Source organism: Microbispora sp. CL1-1 (genome assembly GCF_012034195.1).
Lineage (GTDB): Bacteria > Actinomycetota > Actinomycetes > Streptosporangiales > Streptosporangiaceae > Microbispora.
Window position 1 is genome coordinate 1 of the sequence record NZ_JAATEK010000006.1, and the last position, 17,342, is coordinate 17,342.

Annotated in this window: 29 protein-coding genes; 26 read left to right on the top strand and 3 right to left on the bottom strand. The window is 70.5% G+C overall.

Annotated features, from left to right (window positions below; genetic code table 11):
* Nucleotides 1–204: 204 nt before the first annotated feature.
* Entirely contained in the window at nt 205–480 is a 276-nt protein-coding gene (locus tag HCK04_RS44115; protein ID WP_260617193.1) for a cellulose-binding domain-containing protein, read from the top strand.
* Between the two features lie 121 nt (nt 481–601).
* Here HCK04_RS44115 and HCK04_RS09245 read toward each other — a convergent pair whose 3' ends face one another.
* Entirely contained in the window at nt 602–1,135 is a 534-nt protein-coding gene (locus HCK04_RS09245; protein WP_142646762.1) for an XdhC family protein, read from the bottom strand.
* A 206-nt stretch (nt 1,136–1,341) separates the two neighbouring features.
* Here HCK04_RS09245 and HCK04_RS09250 point away from each other — a divergent pair, with 206 nt between their 5' ends.
* From HCK04_RS09250 to HCK04_RS09265, 4 genes are all read left to right on the top strand, one after another.
* Complete coding sequence (locus tag HCK04_RS09250; RefSeq protein WP_142646763.1) at nt 1,342–4,371, top strand: NEW3 domain-containing protein; 3,030 nt, start codon at nt 1,342–1,344, stop codon at nt 4,369–4,371.
* Between the two features lie 155 nt (nt 4,372–4,526).
* Nucleotides 4,527–5,048: a serine/threonine-protein kinase gene (locus tag HCK04_RS09255; protein ID WP_142646764.1), complete on the top strand. Its 522-nt coding sequence runs from the start codon at nt 4,527–4,529 to the stop codon at nt 5,046–5,048.
* A gap of 27 nt (nt 5,049–5,075) precedes the next feature.
* Nucleotides 5,076–6,596: a recombinase family protein gene (locus HCK04_RS09260; protein ID WP_142646765.1), complete on the top strand. Its 1,521-nt coding sequence runs from the start codon at nt 5,076–5,078 to the stop codon at nt 6,594–6,596.
* 303 nt (nt 6,597–6,899) lie between these two features.
* A complete protein-coding gene (locus tag HCK04_RS09265; RefSeq protein ID WP_142646766.1) occupies nt 6,900–7,286 on the top strand; it encodes a hypothetical protein in 387 nt (128 codons plus the stop codon).
* Nucleotides 7,287–7,350: 64 nt separating this feature from the next.
* Here the strand turns inward: HCK04_RS09265 and HCK04_RS09270 are convergent, their stop codons facing one another.
* Entirely contained in the window at nt 7,351–7,818 is a 468-nt protein-coding gene (locus HCK04_RS09270) for a hypothetical protein (RefSeq protein WP_142646767.1), read from the bottom strand.
* Nucleotides 7,819–7,939: 121 nt separating this feature from the next.
* On the opposite strand from HCK04_RS09270, the gene HCK04_RS09275 reads away from it, so the two are divergent.
* The 21 genes from HCK04_RS09275 to HCK04_RS09370 all read left to right on the top strand — a co-directional run bounded on the left by HCK04_RS09275 (nt 7,940) and on the right by HCK04_RS09370 (nt 16,962).
* Nucleotides 7,940–8,203, top strand: a complete 264-nt coding sequence (locus HCK04_RS09275) for a helix-turn-helix transcriptional regulator (protein WP_142646768.1) — start codon at nt 7,940–7,942, stop codon at nt 8,201–8,203.
* Between the two features lie 422 nt (nt 8,204–8,625).
* A complete protein-coding gene (locus HCK04_RS09280; protein ID WP_142646769.1) occupies nt 8,626–8,838 on the top strand; it encodes a hypothetical protein in 213 nt (70 codons plus the stop codon).
* Nucleotides 8,835–9,224 carry a hypothetical protein gene (locus HCK04_RS09285; protein ID WP_142646770.1) on the top strand — a complete coding sequence of 130 codons (390 nt, stop codon included), beginning with the start codon at nt 8,835–8,837 and terminating at the stop codon, nt 9,222–9,224. The genes HCK04_RS09280 and HCK04_RS09285 overlap by 4 nt, the downstream gene beginning before the upstream one ends.
* Entirely contained in the window at nt 9,221–9,607 is a 387-nt protein-coding gene (locus tag HCK04_RS09290) for a hypothetical protein (RefSeq protein ID WP_142646771.1), read from the top strand. Before HCK04_RS09285 ends, HCK04_RS09290 begins: the two co-directional genes overlap by 4 nt.
* Complete coding sequence (locus tag HCK04_RS09295) at nt 9,604–9,930, top strand: hypothetical protein (protein ID WP_142646772.1); 327 nt, start codon at nt 9,604–9,606, stop codon at nt 9,928–9,930. Before HCK04_RS09290 ends, HCK04_RS09295 begins: the two co-directional genes overlap by 4 nt.
* On the top strand, nt 9,927–10,781 hold the full coding sequence (locus tag HCK04_RS09300) for an ERF family protein (protein ID WP_142646773.1): 855 nt from the start codon (nt 9,927–9,929) through the stop codon (nt 10,779–10,781). The genes HCK04_RS09295 and HCK04_RS09300 overlap by 4 nt, the downstream gene beginning before the upstream one ends.
* Nucleotides 10,778–11,128: a hypothetical protein gene (locus tag HCK04_RS09305; RefSeq protein WP_142646774.1), complete on the top strand. Its 351-nt coding sequence runs from the start codon at nt 10,778–10,780 to the stop codon at nt 11,126–11,128. The genes HCK04_RS09300 and HCK04_RS09305 overlap by 4 nt, the downstream gene beginning before the upstream one ends.
* Nucleotides 11,125–11,595, top strand: a complete 471-nt coding sequence (locus HCK04_RS09310) for a hypothetical protein (protein ID WP_142646775.1) — start codon at nt 11,125–11,127, stop codon at nt 11,593–11,595. Before HCK04_RS09305 ends, HCK04_RS09310 begins: the two co-directional genes overlap by 4 nt.
* Nucleotides 11,592–11,720 carry a hypothetical protein gene (locus tag HCK04_RS43470; RefSeq protein ID WP_260617176.1) on the top strand — a complete coding sequence of 43 codons (129 nt, stop codon included), beginning with the start codon at nt 11,592–11,594 and terminating at the stop codon, nt 11,718–11,720. Before HCK04_RS09310 ends, HCK04_RS43470 begins: the two co-directional genes overlap by 4 nt.
* Nucleotides 11,713–12,117, top strand: a complete 405-nt coding sequence (locus HCK04_RS09315; RefSeq protein ID WP_142646776.1) for a hypothetical protein — start codon at nt 11,713–11,715, stop codon at nt 12,115–12,117. Before HCK04_RS43470 ends, HCK04_RS09315 begins: the two co-directional genes overlap by 8 nt.
* Nucleotides 12,118–12,197: 80 nt before the next feature.
* Entirely contained in the window at nt 12,198–12,545 is a 348-nt protein-coding gene (locus HCK04_RS09320) for a hypothetical protein (protein WP_142646777.1), read from the top strand.
* On the top strand, nt 12,545–12,709 hold the full coding sequence (locus tag HCK04_RS09325; protein ID WP_168065768.1) for a hypothetical protein: 165 nt from the start codon (nt 12,545–12,547) through the stop codon (nt 12,707–12,709). Before HCK04_RS09320 ends, HCK04_RS09325 begins: the two co-directional genes overlap by 1 nt.
* On the top strand, nt 12,706–13,098 hold the full coding sequence (locus HCK04_RS09330; RefSeq protein WP_142646778.1) for a hypothetical protein: 393 nt from the start codon (nt 12,706–12,708) through the stop codon (nt 13,096–13,098). The genes HCK04_RS09325 and HCK04_RS09330 overlap by 4 nt, the downstream gene beginning before the upstream one ends.
* Nucleotides 13,095–13,265 (top strand): hypothetical protein, encoded by a 171-nt coding sequence (locus tag HCK04_RS09335; RefSeq protein WP_168065770.1) that lies wholly within the window; start codon nt 13,095–13,097, stop codon nt 13,263–13,265. The genes HCK04_RS09330 and HCK04_RS09335 overlap by 4 nt, the downstream gene beginning before the upstream one ends.
* Nucleotides 13,262–13,408, top strand: a complete 147-nt coding sequence (locus HCK04_RS09340) for a hypothetical protein (RefSeq protein ID WP_168065772.1) — start codon at nt 13,262–13,264, stop codon at nt 13,406–13,408. Before HCK04_RS09335 ends, HCK04_RS09340 begins: the two co-directional genes overlap by 4 nt.
* Nucleotides 13,405–13,656, top strand: a complete 252-nt coding sequence (locus HCK04_RS09345; protein ID WP_142646779.1) for a hypothetical protein — start codon at nt 13,405–13,407, stop codon at nt 13,654–13,656. Before HCK04_RS09340 ends, HCK04_RS09345 begins: the two co-directional genes overlap by 4 nt.
* A gap of 120 nt (nt 13,657–13,776) precedes the next feature.
* Nucleotides 13,777–14,205 carry a hypothetical protein gene (locus HCK04_RS09350; RefSeq protein ID WP_142646780.1) on the top strand — a complete coding sequence of 143 codons (429 nt, stop codon included), beginning with the start codon at nt 13,777–13,779 and terminating at the stop codon, nt 14,203–14,205.
* The gene (locus tag HCK04_RS09355) at nt 14,202–14,939 is read left to right on the top strand and encodes a hypothetical protein (protein WP_142646781.1); all 738 of its coding nucleotides are present in this window, start codon (nt 14,202–14,204) and stop codon (nt 14,937–14,939) included. The genes HCK04_RS09350 and HCK04_RS09355 overlap by 4 nt, the downstream gene beginning before the upstream one ends.
* Nucleotides 14,932–15,222 carry a hypothetical protein gene (locus tag HCK04_RS09360; protein WP_142646782.1) on the top strand — a complete coding sequence of 97 codons (291 nt, stop codon included), beginning with the start codon at nt 14,932–14,934 and terminating at the stop codon, nt 15,220–15,222. Before HCK04_RS09355 ends, HCK04_RS09360 begins: the two co-directional genes overlap by 8 nt.
* A gap of 973 nt (nt 15,223–16,195) precedes the next feature.
* Complete coding sequence (locus HCK04_RS09365) at nt 16,196–16,582, top strand: DUF2493 domain-containing protein (RefSeq protein WP_142646783.1); 387 nt, start codon at nt 16,196–16,198, stop codon at nt 16,580–16,582.
* The gene (locus HCK04_RS09370) at nt 16,579–16,962 is read left to right on the top strand and encodes a hypothetical protein (RefSeq protein ID WP_142646784.1); all 384 of its coding nucleotides are present in this window, start codon (nt 16,579–16,581) and stop codon (nt 16,960–16,962) included. The genes HCK04_RS09365 and HCK04_RS09370 overlap by 4 nt, the downstream gene beginning before the upstream one ends.
* A gap of 53 nt (nt 16,963–17,015) precedes the next feature.
* Here the strand turns inward: HCK04_RS09370 and HCK04_RS09375 are convergent, their stop codons facing one another.
* Nucleotides 17,016–17,291 (bottom strand): hypothetical protein, encoded by a 276-nt coding sequence (locus HCK04_RS09375; protein ID WP_142646785.1) that lies wholly within the window; start codon nt 17,289–17,291, stop codon nt 17,016–17,018.
* Nucleotides 17,292–17,342: the final 51 nt, after the last annotated feature.

Consider the following 17,342-nt stretch of genomic DNA (forward strand, 5'->3'; position numbering starts at 1 on the left):
ACGGTCCTCAACGCCCTCAACAACGCCGCACCCAACACCTCGCCCAGCCCCACCCCGCCCGTCAGCCCGAGCCCGAGCCCGACGCCCCCGGTCAGCCCGAGCCCGACCCCGCCGGTCAGCCCGAGCCCGAGCCCCACTCCGCCGGTCAGCCCGAGCCCGAGTCCGAGTCCGAGCCCGCAGCCGGGCAACGGGTGCAGCGCGACGATACGTACGGTCAACAGCTGGCCCGGTGGCTTCCAGTCCGAGGTCACGGTCCGCGCCGGCAACGCGGCGATCAGCGGCTGGACGGTGAACTGGAGCTGGTCCGGCTCCCCGTCCATCACCCAGCTGTGGGGCGGCCTCACGTCCGGCTCCGGCTCCTCGGTCTCCGTCCGCAACGAGTCGTGGAACGGCACCGTGCCCGCCAACGGCAGCACCACCTTCGGGTTCACCGCCAACGGCAGCCCGGAGACACCGACGCTGACGTGCAGCGCCTCCTGACCGGTGACCCTGACCGGTGACACCATGACGCGCTCCTGACCAGGAGGAGCGCCTGGGGCACCCCCGCCACCAGCGGGGGTGCCCCTCCGCATGCCGGGCGGCTCGTCTGGCGGGCGGGACGTCAGTGCGCGAAGCCGCCGGGCCTGCCGTTCCTGTCGGCGATCAGGCCGGCGAGCGTGGCCACCGCGATCTCCGCGGGCGTACGCGAGCCGATGTTGAGCCCTATCGGGCGGTGCACGCGGGCGATCTCCTCGGGCGGGACGCCCAGCTCGGTCAGCGCCCGCACGTGCGGACCCTCGTGACGGGGGCTGCCCATGATGCCGATCCAGCGCGCGGGGCCGCGGAGGACGTCACGCAGTATCGGCCCGATCTCCGCGCGGTGATGGTCGGTGACGACCACGTCGGCCGTGCCGTCCAGATGGCCGCCTGCCTCTCTCACCACCTCGACCGAGCCCGCCGGAAGGCCGCCGAGCCCGCGATCCGGGTCGGGCTCCAGCAGGATCGGCCGGAAGCCCAGCTCCACGCCGAACCGCAGCAGGTGATCGGCCACCGGAGACGCGAACACCGCGACCAGCGTCCGCCGCTCCGTCTCCTCCGGCGGCGCGTCGCCGTGGGCCGCCGCGCATGCGGGGTCCTCGTCATGGCTGTGACTCATGCCCGCAGTTTCTCAGCCCGCGGGCGTTTCGGTCCCCCGGACGGTGGCGGCGCTCCCGCGAAGAGCTATTGCGTTTCGTCCATAACTGGTCAAGACTGAGCGCTATCGATCAGATTCGGTCGCGTACCATCGTGCAACGCGACCGAACCTGAGCGTTTCGCCTGCCGTCACCCCTCCTGAGATTGCCGAGAACGCCCGAGGTGACCATGAGACACGCCGTCGCGATGCTCGCGACGCTCGCGGCGCTGGCCGCGCCGACCGCCCTGATCCCCGCCCCGGCCGAGGCCGCCCACGCCCCCGCGCCGCCCGCGGCGTACCCGGAGGTCGGCAGGGGCACCGCCTTCCTGGACCACGACGCGCTCGTGTCGGGGTACGCCGAGCCGGAGTGGTACAAGGCCAACATCCCGTTTCTGGAGGTGCCCGACCGGGAGATCCAGGACGTCTACTACTACCGCTGGAGCACCTACAAGCGGCACATCCGCTACACCGACTCCGCGACCGGTAACGTGATCACCGAGTTCCACAACCCGCCCGGATACTCCGCCCCGCTCGGCGGCATCGTCGCCGCCGCCGGTCACCACGTGTACGAGGGGCGCTGGCTGCGCGACACCCGCCCGATCGACGACTACCTCACCTACTGGCTGCAGGGACCGGGCGCCGGCCCCAAGCCGAAGGAGGAGTACCTCAACAAGGACACCGACGACTGGGCGCACCAGTACGCCTGGTGGGCGGCCGACGCCGCCTACCAGCGCTATCTGGTCACCGGCGACGCGTCCTTCGTCAAGGGGCTGCTGCCCGACCTGGTGCGGCAGTACGACAAGTGGGGCGGCCAGTACGACAAGAAGCTGGGCCTCTACTGGTCGGTGCCGGTGTGGGACGCGATGGAGTTCACCGCCTCGTCCTACGAGACCGACCCGGCCGATCCCTACCACGGCGGCGCGGGCTACCGGCCGACGCTGAACGCCTACCAGTACGGCGACGCCAAGGCGATCGCCGCCATCGCCACCTTGAGCGGCGACAAGGCGCTGGCCAAGACGTTCGAACAGCGGGCGGCGTCGCTGCAGGACGCGCTGCACCGCTATCTGTGGGACCCGAAGCGGTCATTCTTCTACCACAAGGCCCGCGCCGACCTGGACCCCCAGGAGCGGCTGGTGTCCACCCGCGAGGAGATCGGTTTCGTCCCGTGGGCGTTCGACATGGCCAGGCCCGGCACGGAGAAGGCGTGGGCGCAGCTGCTCGACCCGCAGGGGTTCGCCGCGCCGTACGGGCCGACCACCGCCGAACGGCGCAGCCCGCTGTTCATGCGCGACGCGCTGAACGGCTGCTGCCGCTGGGACGGGCCGAGCTGGCCCTACTCCACCTCGACCACGCTCACCGCGATGGCCAACCTGCTCGACGACTACGACCAGCACGTGGTCACCGCCGCCGACTACTACACGGTGCTGCGCGGCTACGCGCTCACCCAGTTCAAGGACGGGCACCCGTACGTCGCCGAGGCGCACCACCCCGACGAGCCGCGCTGGATCTACGACGCCGCGGGCCACAGTGAGCACTACAACCACTCGACCTTCGACGACCTGGTGATCAGCGGCCTGATCGGGCTGCGTCCGCAGCCGGGCGGCACGGTCGTGCTGAAGCCGCTCGCGCCGGCCGGGTGGGACTACTTCGCGCTGGAGAACGTGCCCTACCACGGCCACAACGTGACCGTGCTGTGGGACCGCGACGGCAGCAGGTATGGCCAGGGCGCGGGCATGCGCGTCTACGTGGACGGCAGGCAGGCCGCCAAGCGGGCCACGGTCGGCGAGCTGACCGCCCGGGTGCCGGCCGCCGTGACGCCCGACCGCTCCTCGCGGCCGTCCGACGACGCCGCCAACCCGTACGGCACCGGCTATCCCAAGCCGTTCGCGTCGTACACCAACGGCATCGACAACGTTTGGGACGCCGTGGACGGGCGGATCTACTACGACGACGTCCCGCACAACCGGTGGACCAACTACCGCTCGCCGAACGCCGAAGACCACCTCGGCGTGGACTTCGGCGTGCCGACCCGGGTGAGCGACGTGCGGTTCTACGCCTACGACGACGGAGGCGGCGTGAAGGCCCCCGCGTCGTACCGGCTGGAGTTCTGGGACGGCGCGGCGTGGCGCGAGGTGCCGGGCCAGACCCGCACGCCGGAGCGGCCCGCGGGTGCCGCGCTGAACCGCGTCACGTTCCCGGCCCTGACAACGACCAGGATCCGGCTGGTGTTCGGCAACCCGCCGGGCGCGTACGTCGGCGTCACCGAGCTGCAGGCGTGGTCGCCCGCCGCGGGCGACGCCATGGTGGACGTGACCGTCTCCGGGCAGGCGCGTTCCGGCGACCCCGCCGAGGTGACCACCACCTTCGTCAACCGGGGACGCACGCCCGCCACCCGGGTCACGGCGTCGCTGGCCGTGCCCCCGGGCTGGTCGGCCGAGCCGGTCGGCAGCCCGAAGGCCCACGTGGTGCGGCCGGGCGGCGAGTTCGCCGTACGCTGGCGGGTCGCGCCGCCCGCCGGGACCGCGCCGAGCCCCGGCGCCCACCCGGTGCGCGCGGCCGTCGAGTTCGACGGATCGGCGCGGGCCGTGAGCCCGTACGCCCAGGTGACCGTGGGGCTCGACCCGGACGCCTACGGGAAGGTGGAGGCCGACGACGACTTCGCCGCCGACACCTCGGCGGGCTACACGCTCTACAAGCCCGAGGGCGGCGAGGCCCTTCCGGCGGTCACCGTCGGCGGCGGCCGGTTCGCGGGCGGCGGCGCCCAGCCGTTCTTCGGCCTGGCGGCCGGTCCGGCGGCGCTCTCGTCGGCCGACGCGATCAGCGTGGTGACGGCGGGGGAGTTCGCCGGCACCGGCAGCCCGGAGGACAGCGTGTTCGTCGGCTGGGTGAAGGACGCCGGCACCTACGTGACCGCCTGGTACAACAACACCCGCAAGCAGTCGGGCATCAACGTGCGGGTCGGCGGCCGGTTCCTCGACACGCCCGGCGACGCCCCGCTGACCCTCAAGCCCGGCGACCGGTTCGCGCTGGCGCTGTCCGGTGACACCATCACCTCCTTCGCCTACACCGGCGGCCAGTGGCGTCCGCTGCGTACGGCGGACATCGGCGGCACGCTCGCCACCCCGCAGGCCCGCGAGGGCTTCCGCTACGGCTTCGGCCTGCGCGGCACCTCCGGCACGATCGCGGTCGCCGGCCTGGAGGGCCGTAGTTCCTCGTAGCGTGCCCCGTGGAGGGCGTGGTTCCGGCGCCGCGCCCTCCACGGATTCCGGGAACGACGCGCCGGGCACCGGCCGCGGTCGGGCCAAGGCGGTCATGTGGTCGATCTCCGGCGGGATACTGGAGGCGCGTACGTGCCCCCGACCCCCGGAGAGTCATGCCGCAGCCGCTGGAGCCGAGCGATCCCGCACGCCTGGGTTCCTTCCGCATCACCGGCAGGATCGGCGAAGGAGGGCAGGGCGTCGTCTATCTCGGCGAGGCGGAGTCCGGCGACCTCGTCGCGGTCAAGCTCTTCCACGCACGGCTCGGCCAGGACGCCGCCCGCACCGACTTCACCCGCGAGGCGGAGCTCGCCCGCCGGGTCGCCCGGTTCTGCACGGCCCAGGTGCTGGAGTCCGGCATGGACGGCAGCCGGCCGTACATCGTGAGCGAGTACGTCGACGGGCCGCCGCTGAGCCAGGTGGTGGCCGCGCGGGGGCCCCTGTCGGGCGGCGCGCTCGAACGGCTCGCCATCGGCACCGCCACCGCCCTGGTCGCCCTGCACGACGCCGGGGTGGTCCACCGGGACTTCAAGCCGCAGAACGTCTTGATCGGGCCGGACGGGCCGCGCGTCATCGACTTCGGGATCGCCCGCGCGCTGGCCAACACCAGCACGATGACCAGAGTCAATGTCCGTTAGACACACCAGCGGCGTACTCTGCTGGGCATGACAACCCCCGTCTTACGATCGGTCATCTACGACCGGGCCAGCAAGGACCGCCGCCAACGCAAGAGCGTCCGCGAGCAGCATGCGGAGAACCTCGCCGCGAACGACGAGCACGGCTGGCGGCTGGTCGGCGAGTACGTCGACAACAACATCTCCGCGTCGCGGTTCTCGAAGAAGGACCGCCCGGACTGGGATCGGTTCCTCGCCGACCTCGAAGCCCGCACCTGCGATGTGGTGATCCTGTGGGAGTCGTCCCGAGGGGACAGGAAGCCGTCGCAGTGGATGGCGTTCCTCGACACCTGCCGCACCCTCGGCGTGTTCGTCCACGTGACCAGGCATAACCGCACCTACGACATGCGGGTGGCGCGGGACTGGCGGGTCCTGGCCGAAGACGGCGTCGACAACGCCTACGAAAGTGAGCGGGCGTCGGAGCGGATCCGGCGGGCGATGCGCGGCAACGCCGTGGAGGGGCGCCCGCACGGGAAGGTCCCGTTCGGGTTCCGGCGGATCTACGACGACCGCACGGGGCACCTCGTGGCGCAGGTCGTGGACGATGTGCCGAGGCCGGCGATCGGCCCGGCCTGCGTCACCGGGCGGGCGTGGTTGCTGCTCAGCGCGTACACGCGGGCGGGCGTGGTGCAGGAGCTCGGGAACAGGATCGCCGCTGGGGAGACACTGCACGGGCTGGAGATCGACCTGAACCGGCGTGGTGTGCCCGCGTGGGGTGGGGGAAGGTGGACGGGGTCGCAGATCCGGGCGCTGCTGAAGAAACCCGCCTACATCGGGAAACGTGTCCACCATGGGGAACTGGTGGATTCCCCGGTGTGGCATCCGCGGATCCTGTCGGATGAGGTGTTTTTCACCTGCGCGGGGAAACTCACGGACCCGGCGAGGTCGAATCGCCGGGACTTCAGCGTGAAGCATCTGGCATCGGGGCTGGCGGTGTGCGGGGTGTGCGGCGGCCCGGTGCGCATCTTGTACAAGAGCGACTACAGGCGCAGCCCGCAGTACGTCTGCCGGCCGCGGACCAATGACGGGTCGCGGGGGGCGCACGTGGTGCGCAATGAGCAACGGGTCGATGAGGCGATCGAACGGGTCGCCGTCGCGTGGATGGCACAGCCGGAGCCCCTGGAAGCCCTGTCACGGCCCGACGAGGCGGGGGAGGAGTTGCAGGGCATCCAGGACGAGATCGCGGCTGCGAGGGCCCGTCTGGACGCGTTCTATGACCAGGCTGCGGAAGGGGCGCTGTCGGCGGCTGGGCTGGCGCGGGTGGAGGCGCGGATCCTGGCCGAGGTGGAGGCATTGGAGACGCGGGCACGCCGCCTGCGTGGGCAGTCGATGGCGGTGGTGGCTCGGGTGGGGAACCGTGAGGACGCGGAGCGGTTGTGGGCGTCGTGGACGCTCTCGCAGCGGCGTGAGCTGCTGATGGAGCTGTTCGAGCGGATCGAGATCCTCCCGGTGGGGAAGGGCCGGCATTCATACACGGATGAGGAGTCGCTGCGTTTGACCTGGCGGAGTTAGACGTAGTTGCGGTGACCTGTGGTTCCTCGGCTTGCGGGTGTCGCCAAGGTTACGGTCCTGTCACCTGGAACGTTCCGGGCATACCGGGAGAAACGTAACCTTTGCATGCTGCAACCTGCGCGGACCGTAACCACTTATTCGCCCTCCGCCGAAAACTTCCGGCCCATCCCGACGTGATCGCGAAATACTTGATCCAACGTCCCTTTTGGCGGCGATGGTTGAGACGTAAAGTACAGGTCCACTTGTCCGGGGCGGGGCGGGCAAGACAGCAGCTCAGGACTCTAGAGAGGCCATAGGTACGCAATGTCGCGTTTCATCAACTGGATCCTGACCGCAGTCGCTGTCACAGCCTGGGGAGCGCTCGTCGTTGACGGCATCCATCCTGCGGACCTGTTCAACGAGGACGCCACGATCCTGCTGTGCATCGCCGCCTGCCTCCCCTCCGTCGTCGTGGCCATCCGACGACACACAGCCCGCATCAAGACCGTGCTGGCGGCGGAGTTCGCCGCCAGCAGGGCGGACACCCGGCAGGCGCTCGATGAGCTGGGCGACCGGCTGTGTAAGCGCACCCTTGAGGCGGCGATGGAGACGCTGCTGCGGGCGCAGGTGGGGGCCACTATGGAGCACGCCGACCACGTGGCCGACCGGTTCCGGCTGACTGACACTGGACCGTTCCGAATGACCCGTTGAGCGATCAACACCCTCACGAAGAAGCCCCGGCCGTTCGCCGGGGCTTCTTCGTATGCGCGGGTGGTCAGGCGCGCCCGAACGCCTTGCGCCGCAGCAGCATGTACAGCTTCAGGAAGTCCGCCGCGGCCTGGGGGGTCATGTCGTCGGCGGCGAGGACCTCCATCACCTTGGCGTCGCGGTGGTCCTCCAGGTCGGTCAGCTCGTCCTCGGTCGCGACGCCGTGCTGAACGAGCAGCTCCCCGATCGTCGGGATCTCATCGGCGGGTTCGGGCTGGCCGCCGGCGGCGAGCGCGTCGAGGCTGCCGCGCTTCCACTTGAGGGCGTCTTCGAGCAGGGCGCGGGTGAGGTCGCGTGCGCCTTTACGGCCTTTGCGGTACTCCCGTAGGAACGCGGTGGAGACCCCGGCCTTAGCCGCGATCTCGTCCCACGACAGCCCGAGCTCGATGCGGCGGGCGTTCATCGTCGCGTCGAGTGGCGTGGTGGTCTCCACGGTGGTCTCCGGTCTGTGGTTGCGCTCCGATGTGCGCAACATACCGCAACATTGCTGTTCGGTCTCCATCAGTGTCGCGATCGTCACGTCCTGCCTCCCGGTAAGGTCGATATATCGGTTGCGCAAGGTTGCGCATCTGCTCTGGTTTCGCTAAGTTGCGTTCATGCCTAGCAGACGAAGACTCAGCCTCCCGTTCGACGGCGGAAAGGCCCGCACAGTCCGCGAGCGCCAGGGCCTCCGCTTGAGGGACCTGTCCGACCGCACCGAGAAGGCCGGAGACCGCATCGCCGTGAGCCTGCTCTGCCGGTACGAGAACGGCGAGTACCACCCCAACGCGCGACGGCTCACGATCCTCGCCAGCGCACTCAACTGCACCATTGACGATCTCCTGACACCGGCCAGCGAAGACGTACGCGAGTGTGCCTGATGGCCGCCCAAACGATCAATCATGATCACGGGAAGGTAACAACTCCATCCCCCCGCCGCCACCTCACCCCCGAGGAACGCGCAGCCGCCCGCAAGGCCGAACTCGACGCCTTCGCCGCCCGCGTCCTCGCCCAGGCCCCACCGCCTTCGGAGCGGCAGCTCGCCACCCTCCGCCGGCTCGCCCGCGGTGTCGAAGTCCGCCGGGACGCGGCATGACCGCCTCGTCGCCTTCTGAGGCTGCCCCGCCTGCGGTGCTGGAGACGACGTTCGTGTGTTCCCAGGGCCGCCCGCATCTGATCACGCAGGGCTGCACCTGCTCCCGCTCGTCCCGCTGAGGACGACGGCGGGCCCAACCGTCGCACCGGTCAGGCCCGCGTGACCCAGCTCAACATCACCCATTCGACTGAGGAAGGAGCCGGGACTTTGAGCATCATCTCATTGCCCGAGCCGACCACCAGCAAACCCCTGTTCGACCTGTCCACGGACGACGCCCTCGCGTTCGTCACGACCCTGACGCCCGCTGAGGCGCGGTCGATGCTGATGGAGCTGCTCGGCAGGGACGAGGACGCGTTCATCACCGCGATGGAGCGGGTTGAGCGGACGCGAGCCCGGTACGCCGAGGCGGTGACCCGATGAGCGACCGTGCCGCAGAGATGATCGAGAAGGCGCGCGCCACCATGCGCTCCTGGGCCCTGATCGCGGACTTCCTCGACCACAACCGGGACATCGCCAGCAGGGCGACCTGCTACCGGGACGCCGTCCTGGTCTGCCTCAACCTGGAGCCTGACCCGGTCACGGTCATCGCGGAGTACGCGAACCGCGCCAGCGCGACCGGAGCCCGGATCGAGGCCGACATCAACGGCAAGCACTCGGGCCTGAAGGCGTGGTTCGGGGAAACCTGCATCAGCTTCTACGCGGAGTCGGAGCAGGTGTGTGAGGTCGCTCCGGGTGTGCCGTCGCTGGCAGGTCCGCTGGCCGCCCTTGTGTCTGAGCCCGCCGCGTCCTCGGGGGAGACCCGATGACCGCGACGACCACCAACCCCCGCACCGCAGCCATCGCCGCCCGCGAGACCGCCCACACCGCGTACCAGGCGCTCGCGGCGCACGCCCGCACCTGCCGCTCCTGCACTCCGTACCCGTCCCGCGGCTGCGTGGAGGGCCGGGAGCTGGAGCGGGACCTGAACCAGGCGATCCTCGCCGCCCTTCGCGCGTGCGAGGCGTACGCCACGACCGGCGACCAGGTCACCTACCACGGGTCGAAGAGCGACTGTCACGGCGCGTGGACCGTCCACGGCCCCACTGCGGGGACGTTGGGGGCGGCGTACACCCTGACTCGCGACGACGACGAGCGGGTCCTGTCCGGGGTCCGCATCGAGTCGATCACCCCGGTCGGGGGTGCGCTGTGACAGCCCTGCAGATCGAGACCACCGCCGCCGAACGCCTCGAAGACCTCGCCGTCCGCTACCTCAACGAGGACTGGACCACCAGCGACGAGACCGAGCTGTACCACTTCGCCCACCACGACCGGGCCGAAGAGGCGATCTGGGCCCTGTTCGAGGACCTCGCCGAGGCCGTGCGGCTCCGTAACGGCGTCGGCGACGGCACCGTCCACTGGTCCGCGGTGTGTGACGAGCTGACCGGCTGGGACCCGTCTGAGGCCGCGTGGGAGATCGCGCAGGAGCGGGTGGACGAGTTGACGTACTCGCTGCTGTTCGGGAGGACCCGATGACCGACACCCCCATGAACGCCGTCCAAGCGCTCGCCAAGGTCAAACGAGCCGTCGGCGCCGTCGCCAAGAAGGACCGCAACACCCAGCAGGGATTCGCCTTCCGCGGCGTCGAGTCCGTCGTCAACGCGGTCGGCCCCCACCTCGACCGGATCGGCGTGGTCGTCATGCCGGTCCTGGAGTCCAGCACCTATGACACCGTCGAGGTCGGTAAGAACCGCACCCTGATGGGCCACGTCCGGGTGGAGGTCACCTACCGCTTCTACGGCCCGGACGGCACGTCCTACGTGGACGCCCGGGTGCCCGGCGAGGCGATGGACTCCGGAGACAAGGCGGCATCCAAGGCGATGGCCGTGGCGTGGCGCACCGCTCTGATCCAGGTGTTGAACCTCCGCACGCTCGACCTCGAACCGGACGCCCAGTCCTACGAGCGGTCGGCACTCGCCACTCCGGAGGACTACCGGGACCGGGCGCTGAACCTCAACGCCACGAAGGACGACCTGCGCCGCCTGTACGCCGAGGTGTCCCGCGCCGGCCACATCCAGACGGCGGTGGTGGACGAGCACGGCGACCAGATCAGCCTCGGGCACCTGATCCACCGCCGGGGGCAGGAAGCGCCGGACGGCCTGCCCCGTAACAAGGACGGCTCGATCAGCCGGTCGAAGGCCACCCCGGAGCAGCTCGAAGCGGTCGGCACCATGACCCCGCAGCAGATGCGGGAGCACAACAAGCTCGTGAAGGACGTCACCGAGTCGGCCCCGGCGGACCGGACCAAGGACGCCGACCTGTTCGACCAGTGGGCGAAGCAGCCTGAGCCGCCCGCCGCGAACGGTAAGCGGGGTGGCCGGCAGTGAACGCCACCCTGACCGTGGTCCGCCAGCTTGGGCAGCTCTCCCGGGAGCTGGACAAGGCCGTCGAGGAACTCGGCAAGGCCGAACTCGAAGCCGTGGACGCCGAGGCCGACTACAAGGTGGCCTACTCCAAGGCGTTTCGCGAGGCCGAGGGTCCGGTGGAGGACCGTAAGCAGATCGCGACCGCGCAGACCGACGACCTGTTCCGGGTGTGGGGCAAGGCGGTCGCGGTGGTCCGGTTGCAGCGGGAGCACATCAAGGCCCTGCACGCGCGTATCGACGTGGGCCGGACGATTCAGTCCACGGCGCGGGCTGAGATGGCGCTTGCGGGGTCGGGGGTGACTCCGTGAAGCCCGGGAAGCCTCTGCGCCGGTACGCCCGTCTGGAGCGTTCTACGCCCCTCACGGGCGGCACCCCGCTCAAGCGGACCCCGCTGCGGGCCCGGTCGAAGAAGCAGGAGGCCAAGTACCGCATCCGCCGCGGCCTGGTCGCCGAGCTGCTCGCCGAGCGGCCAGTGTGCGAGCGGTGCCACATGGCCCGGTCCACCGATGTCCACGAACCCCGCATGCGATCCCGCGGGGCGGACATCACCGACCGCCGCGAGTGCGTGTGCCTGTGCCGCGACTGCCACAACCATGTGCACGCCCACCCGGCAGAGGCGACCCGTGAGGGCTGGCTGATCCCGTCGTGGGAGGACCTCGCCGAGTGCGGCGCCCACCCCGCGTCGGCGGCCTGCCCCGGCTGCACCGCGTGCAAGCGCTGCGGTCCGTGCGGGTGCGAGCTCGTCGCCGGCTGGCAGCAGAGGACCCCGGCGTGACCCCCGTGGAGGACATGTCCGGCGGCCCGTGCGGCTGGTGCCACCACACCCACCCCTCCGGCGCCGAGTGCGTCACCGACCCCCAAACCTTCCGCCCCACCGAAGAGGAGACCACCGATGAGTGAGCACGTCGCCAACGGGTGCCACTGCGAGGAGCCGCCGGAGCCGCAGCCGCTCGACCTGGACAAGCTCCAGATCGCGCACGACGTCTACCGCCGAGACGGTGAGGAGGGCAATGGGCCCCAGGCCCAGACGTACCTCCTTGACGCCGTGCCCGGCCTGCTGGCCGAGCTGCGGGAGGCCCGCGCCGAGATTGAGTGGTGGCAGGCCCTACCCACGCGCGATGAGTACGCCTGCGCCGTCGGCGGCAAGAAGCACCCCGACGACTGCACCCAGGTGTGGCACACCGGCGACGCGGACGAGGCGCTGAGGTGGGCCGACAACGGCACCACCGGGCGGGCCTGGACGAGGGCCATCGCCCTGCACCCCTGGGTCGAGCTCTCCGCCGAACCGCCGTTTTGACCTTCCCCGGCTGCTCCCTCCCCGGGGGCAGCCACCCCCGCACCACCCGATCAAGGAACCACCCCCGCGAAAGGCGCGACATGAACACCACCGTCCTCGAACACCCCACCTTCACCCCCGCCCCGCTGACCGACCCCGCCCGCCGCTGGCTGACCTCCCGCTACCAGACCGACGAGAAGACCATCGCCGCCCTGGAGGCGGAGCGGGCCCGCCACATGGCGGAGGCCGCCGCCCTGGACGTCCTCATCGCCGACATGCAGGCGGAGCAGCAGGTGCGCGCGGCCCGTCTGGGTGGGGTGGTGTCCCTGCTCCCCGCCGTGGACCTGGCCGACGACGAGGGGGAGTTGCCGGTTGAGGCGGAGGCGCACGCCGCCGCCTCGCAGCAGCACCGGGAGCACCCCTACGCGCAGAGCGAGGGGGCGGCGTGATGGCCCGGCACACGCAGGCCGACCTGCACCCCACCGACTGCCTCGACTGGTCCCGCGAACCCGTCACGGTGCGGGCCGCTTACGACGACTGGCTGGCCGAGCACCCCGCCCCGGCACCGCGTGTGGTGCCCGCGAAGACCCGAACCCACAGGAGCACACGATGACCGCCCCTCTGTCTGACGAGCGCCTCGCCGAGATCCGCCGGGACTTTTCCGGCGGCGTGATGGGCGCCGCGACCGTTTTCGAGCTGCTGGCCGAGGTCGAGCGGCTCCGCACCGTCGTCGCCCGCGCCCGGGACATGCACTGGCGGTTCGACATCTACGACATCTGCGGCTGCCGGGAGCACGAGGACGAAGCCGCGACGGTCACCCTGTCCGACGGCGAGGTCGTGTGCCGCAGCGGCTACCAGTACTCGATCTGCCACGAGTGCTGTGCCCCCGGCGACAGTCAGACGGAGGAGTGCGTGGACAACCACGACCACTCCGAGTGCTGGCCGTGCCCGACCCGGAAGGCGCTGGACGAGACGCCCTCGCTCGTGGGGAGCCCGTCGTGACGGCGACCCGGGAGGAGCTGCTCCTCGCCGCCGAGTTGCAGGAGGAGTACCACATCGCGTGCTACGCCGAGTGTGGGCACGACAAGGAGGCGGACCGGCTCCGGGCGTTGGCTGCCGCTCTTCCGCCCGTCAGTGTGGCTCTCAGCCCCGCGGGGAGCCTGTCGTGAGCCGCCTCCGCCGTGGCCGCCTGTCGGTCTACCTCGAACCACGCGACATCTGGGTCGGCGTGTATGTCGCCCCGGCCGCCCTGTACGTCTGCCCGCTGCCGCTGCTGGTCCTCAAGTGGGACCGGAAGGGGAGCCCCTCATGAGCGGGGCCGAGCTGTACGAGCACCTCCGGGACGACGGGGCGTGGGGCGCAACCAAGGCGACCGCCGCCATCGTCGGCGTCCTCCTGCTGATCTCCACCCTCGTGTGGCTGTGGGAACGCCGCAAAGCGCGCCGCATCAACGCCCAGCAAGGCATCGAGATCTACCCACCCGACCGGACCGAGCAGATCCTCCGGGACGCCCTCCGAGAGGACCCCGACGACCTCACCCGCGACTGGCAATGGCCCTGATCGCCACCATCGCAGCCGCTCTCGTCCTCGGCGCGGTCACGGCCGCGCTCCGCCTCCTGGCCGCCCGAGGACTACGCCCCTAACCACCCCACCACTGCCCTTCGGAAGGAGGGACCCCCGATGACCCGCAAGCCCAAGCCCGCCCAGGGCTTCACCCCCGAAGAGTTCGAGGCCGTCGTCTCGATGATCCGCAGCGACGCCAGCCTGCGCGCCGACATCGAGACCATCACCGGCCAGAAGCTCGACGGCAAGACGCCCAGGCAGTTGTTCGACCTGTTCCGCGCCATCAACACGGCCGCCGAAGTGCAGAACGCCGTCGTCCGCTACGGACGCGCCCGGCAGGCAGTGCGGCAGACCCGCATCGAACTGCAGGACCTCCCGCCGGCGGACATGCCGCCGACGCAGGCGGCGTACGTGCAGGGACTGCAGGAACGCCTCGACGTGGTCAAGGCCGAGAACCAGCAGTTGCGGGCCGCGAATGCCGCCCTGAGGGCCGGAACGGTCCACCCCATCCCCGCCCGCACCATCAAGGGAGAAGTTGCGTCATGAGCGCTCTCGACGTGTTCGGCGCATTCGGCGCCACCGACGAATTCCAGAGCTACTACGTGCACCTGCGCGTCATCGACAAGATCGTCGGTGGTATCCCGTCCAGCCCCAGTGTCATCAAGGGCTGGCTGAAGACCCGCATGGAGCTTGGGGACCGCGACCTGCAGGAGATGGTCGACAAGACCCTGGTCGAGCGGTTCCCCGACCGGCAGCCGTCCCCGGACGAGCTGGCCGACGCTCTGATGGAGACCGACGCCGCCCCCTCGGTGAACGGCTTCAAGCGCATCCCCGGCACTGGGGAACTCGCCTACGAGGGCCGGTGCATGAAGGCCGCGATCAAGGAGTGGGCCAACAGCGCCTACCCCGGCACGGAGTGGCCGGGCAAGGGCGACGTCGCGAAGGGCTTCCGTAAGGGCCTGATGAGCACGCTGGCGGAGCGCGTGTTCGTGGACGAGGTGTTCATCGGCCTCGGCGTGACGGAGCCGACGGGGGTGGAGGAGCGGATCAAGCACGTCATGACCCCCCAGGGCCCCCGCTCCAGCATCAACCGGGTCGAGTACGTCCAGGGGGCCGAGCTCCACTTCACCCTGCTCGTGCGGGACGACTTCCTCCCCATGCAGGCGTGGTCCCGCATCTGGCAGAGCGGCGAGCAGATCGGCATCGGCTCCGACCGGGGGCGCAGCGACGGACGCTTCGAGCTTCTCAAGTGGGAGCGCGGGGGGGCCGCCAATGCCTGACCTTCCCGCCTGGGCATGGGGCTGCTTCTACGGCCTCGCTGGGGCCGCGAACGCCACCTGGTACCTGCCTGAGCTGCGCCGCAACCGGGTCCTTCAGGGCCGGGTCGGCTCGCTCGCCGAGGTGCTGGAGCCGCTGTTCACGCCGGCGTTCGTCCGTGGCCTGTTCGTGACGTCGATGGTCCTCGCCTGGCCCGTGGCCCTGCTCGCTGCCCTGATCTGCGACGTGCCGGGCCACGGCAAAAACCTCACCGACGACGAGCGCACCGAGATCGAGCGCTCCTGAAACGCGTAGGGCCCCAGCACACGGCTGGGGCCCCTCCCATCAACTGACTGTACCCGGAGGGTTCTGGTGAACGTCTGCGACGCCGCTCGTGCGGCTAGCCCATGCGACTACGCGAGCCTGTTCAGCCCTGCCTCCGCCTCGCGCCGACAGTCCACCCCACCGCCGTCCTGGCCCGACCTCGCCGACAAGCCCAACCCTTCCTTCGCTTGCCGACAGTCCATCCCACGCCCTACCTCAGCGAGCCCCTCCGACATACCGACTCCGCACCGTCCGTGCCGCCCCGACAGGCCCAGCCCGGTCCTGCCGCTCGCCGACAAGCCAAGCCTCCGCCTGCCTAGCCACGGCGACATGCCAGGCCACGGCTTCCCTCAGCACGCCGACTATCCGCACCGGCACGACTCCCGCCCTGCCGACGACCCGAGCCTTCTCAACCCTTGCCCCGCCGACAAGCCAAGTCTCCCCGAGACAGCCCATCACGCTCGACTAACCGATCCCTACCCACCTTCCCCGGCCGACGTCTCATGTGCCGACAAGCCGCACCGGACCCATCCCTCCCAACCCCGTGGCGACTATCCAGCCCGCGCCAGCCCTAGCCGACAGCCCAAACCAAGCCGAGACGTGCCGACATGCCACCCCCGCCGCAGACCAGCCCAGCCCGACATGCCTATTCCTGCCGCCCCCGCTCAAGCCCAACCGACATGCCATCCCTGCACACCAGCGCCCCGCCCCGACTCACGCCGACTCGCCTACCCGGGCCGTCACCGACCTCGCCACCCCATGCCTGTCCTCGCCGACCAGCCATCCCAGCGCCTCCCGGCCCACGCCGACAAGCCAGCCCCACCCGGACCGGCCCGCCCCGACTACCCGTTCCCTGGCTCATCCCTGGGACATCCCACACCCGCCGCGACATGCCTTCTCTGGCCCGTCCTAACCAGTCCGCACCCCTCCTCGTGACCACTGAAAGGAGGCCACTGTGAGCCCCTACCGCGTTCTCGTGACCGGGTCCCGCACCTGGCGGTCACCCAACGACCGCAAGACCCTCAGGGACGCCCTGGACGCCGTCCACACCGCGTTCCCGGACCTCGTCGTCGTCCACGGCGCCTGCTCCCGCGGCGCGGACTTCCTCGCCCAGCGCTGGGCCGAGGACCGCAACCGGGCCGGCGCCAACATCACCGTCGAGCAGCACCCCGCGGACTGGGACCGCTACCGGAAGGCGGCGGGGTTCCGCCGCAACGCCGAGATGGTTGCGACCCGCCCTGACTTGGTCCTCGCGTTCATCCGCAACGGCTCACCGGGTGCGACGCACTGCGCCGCCCTCGCTGAGAAGGCCGGCATTCCCGTCCGGAGGTGGTCGGCGTGACCGGCCGCCGCATGCACATCGCCATCCAATGGCAGCTCATCGGCGGGGGCAGTGTCCTGCGCTGCAAGTGCGGCGAGTGGGAGAGCGACCCCACCCAGGCCGTGCGTGTGCAGCGGGCATCCCATCGGGCGCACCGCGTGCAGATGGGGGAGACCGTCGCCCCCGTCAAGCCCACCTTGGCGGAGCGTGTCGCGGCTGTGCGGGCCCTTCACCATCCGACCGAAGGCATGGGCTACAACCCGGACGACGACCCCACCCCCGGCGCCTACGGGGACATCGCCAGGGTTTGCACCTCGTGCGGCACACACGACGAGTACGGGGTCCGCTGGCCGTGCCCGACGATCCGCGCCCTTGACGGCGAGCTGGGGGAGGCGTCGTGAGCGGGCATGCGAAGGGGGCCGGTCACTCGGTGACCGGCCCCGGGGGTGACACATCAGGACTCGGCGGAGCGCGGCGCCGGCCGCGTCTTGCGCTTCGGCGGGGGCTTGAGCCCGTCCACCACGTCGGCGTCCTCCTGGATGCGCCGGACGTGCTCGGGCTCCCAGTCGAAGTGGCGGGCGATGTCCGCCTGCTTCACACCGTCAGCTCGCATCTGGCGAATGACGCGGCCGAACTCCAACCAGGCCGCGTTGACGATGTCTTCCGCACGCTGCTCGGCGCGCTGGATCTCCGCGTACGCCGCATCGAGGGCTGCCATCTGCTCGGTCACCTCCACATCATCACACCTCTAATGTGGCCACCTTAGCATGTGGGCCCCCAC

Excerpts from the sequence above, each read along its gene's own strand:
- HCK04_RS09270 (WP_142646767.1), bottom strand. The coding sequence starts at position 7,818 with ATGTTGCGCACATCGGAGCGCAACCACAGACCGGAGACCACCGTGGAG.
- HCK04_RS09250 (WP_142646763.1), top strand. The coding sequence starts at position 1,342 with ATGAGACACGCCGTCGCGATGCTCGCGACGCTCGCGGCGCTGGCCGCG.
- HCK04_RS09260 (WP_142646765.1), top strand. The coding sequence starts at position 5,076 with ATGACAACCCCCGTCTTACGATCGGTCATCTACGACCGGGCCAGCAAG.
- HCK04_RS09315 (WP_142646776.1), top strand. The coding sequence starts at position 11,713 with ATGAGTGAGCACGTCGCCAACGGGTGCCACTGCGAGGAGCCGCCGGAG.
- HCK04_RS09255 (WP_142646764.1), top strand. The coding sequence starts at position 4,527 with ATGCCGCAGCCGCTGGAGCCGAGCGATCCCGCACGCCTGGGTTCCTTC.
- HCK04_RS09320 (WP_142646777.1), top strand. The coding sequence starts at position 12,198 with ATGAACACCACCGTCCTCGAACACCCCACCTTCACCCCCGCCCCGCTG.
- HCK04_RS09290 (WP_142646771.1), top strand. The coding sequence starts at position 9,221 with ATGACCGCGACGACCACCAACCCCCGCACCGCAGCCATCGCCGCCCGC.
- HCK04_RS09330 (WP_142646778.1), top strand. The coding sequence starts at position 12,706 with ATGACCGCCCCTCTGTCTGACGAGCGCCTCGCCGAGATCCGCCGGGAC.
- HCK04_RS09355 (WP_142646781.1), top strand. The coding sequence starts at position 14,202 with ATGAGCGCTCTCGACGTGTTCGGCGCATTCGGCGCCACCGACGAATTC.
- HCK04_RS09285 (WP_142646770.1), top strand. The coding sequence starts at position 8,835 with ATGAGCGACCGTGCCGCAGAGATGATCGAGAAGGCGCGCGCCACCATG.
- HCK04_RS09360 (WP_142646782.1), top strand. The coding sequence starts at position 14,932 with ATGCCTGACCTTCCCGCCTGGGCATGGGGCTGCTTCTACGGCCTCGCT.
- HCK04_RS09300 (WP_142646773.1), top strand. The coding sequence starts at position 9,927 with ATGACCGACACCCCCATGAACGCCGTCCAAGCGCTCGCCAAGGTCAAA.
- HCK04_RS09350 (WP_142646780.1), top strand. The coding sequence starts at position 13,777 with ATGACCCGCAAGCCCAAGCCCGCCCAGGGCTTCACCCCCGAAGAGTTC.
- HCK04_RS09325 (WP_168065768.1), top strand. The coding sequence starts at position 12,545 with ATGGCCCGGCACACGCAGGCCGACCTGCACCCCACCGACTGCCTCGAC.
- HCK04_RS09275 (WP_142646768.1), top strand. The coding sequence starts at position 7,940 with ATGCCTAGCAGACGAAGACTCAGCCTCCCGTTCGACGGCGGAAAGGCC.
- HCK04_RS09245 (WP_142646762.1), bottom strand. The coding sequence starts at position 1,135 with ATGAGTCACAGCCATGACGAGGACCCCGCATGCGCGGCGGCCCACGGC.
- HCK04_RS09265 (WP_142646766.1), top strand. The coding sequence starts at position 6,900 with ATGTCGCGTTTCATCAACTGGATCCTGACCGCAGTCGCTGTCACAGCC.
- HCK04_RS09345 (WP_142646779.1), top strand. The coding sequence starts at position 13,405 with ATGAGCGGGGCCGAGCTGTACGAGCACCTCCGGGACGACGGGGCGTGG.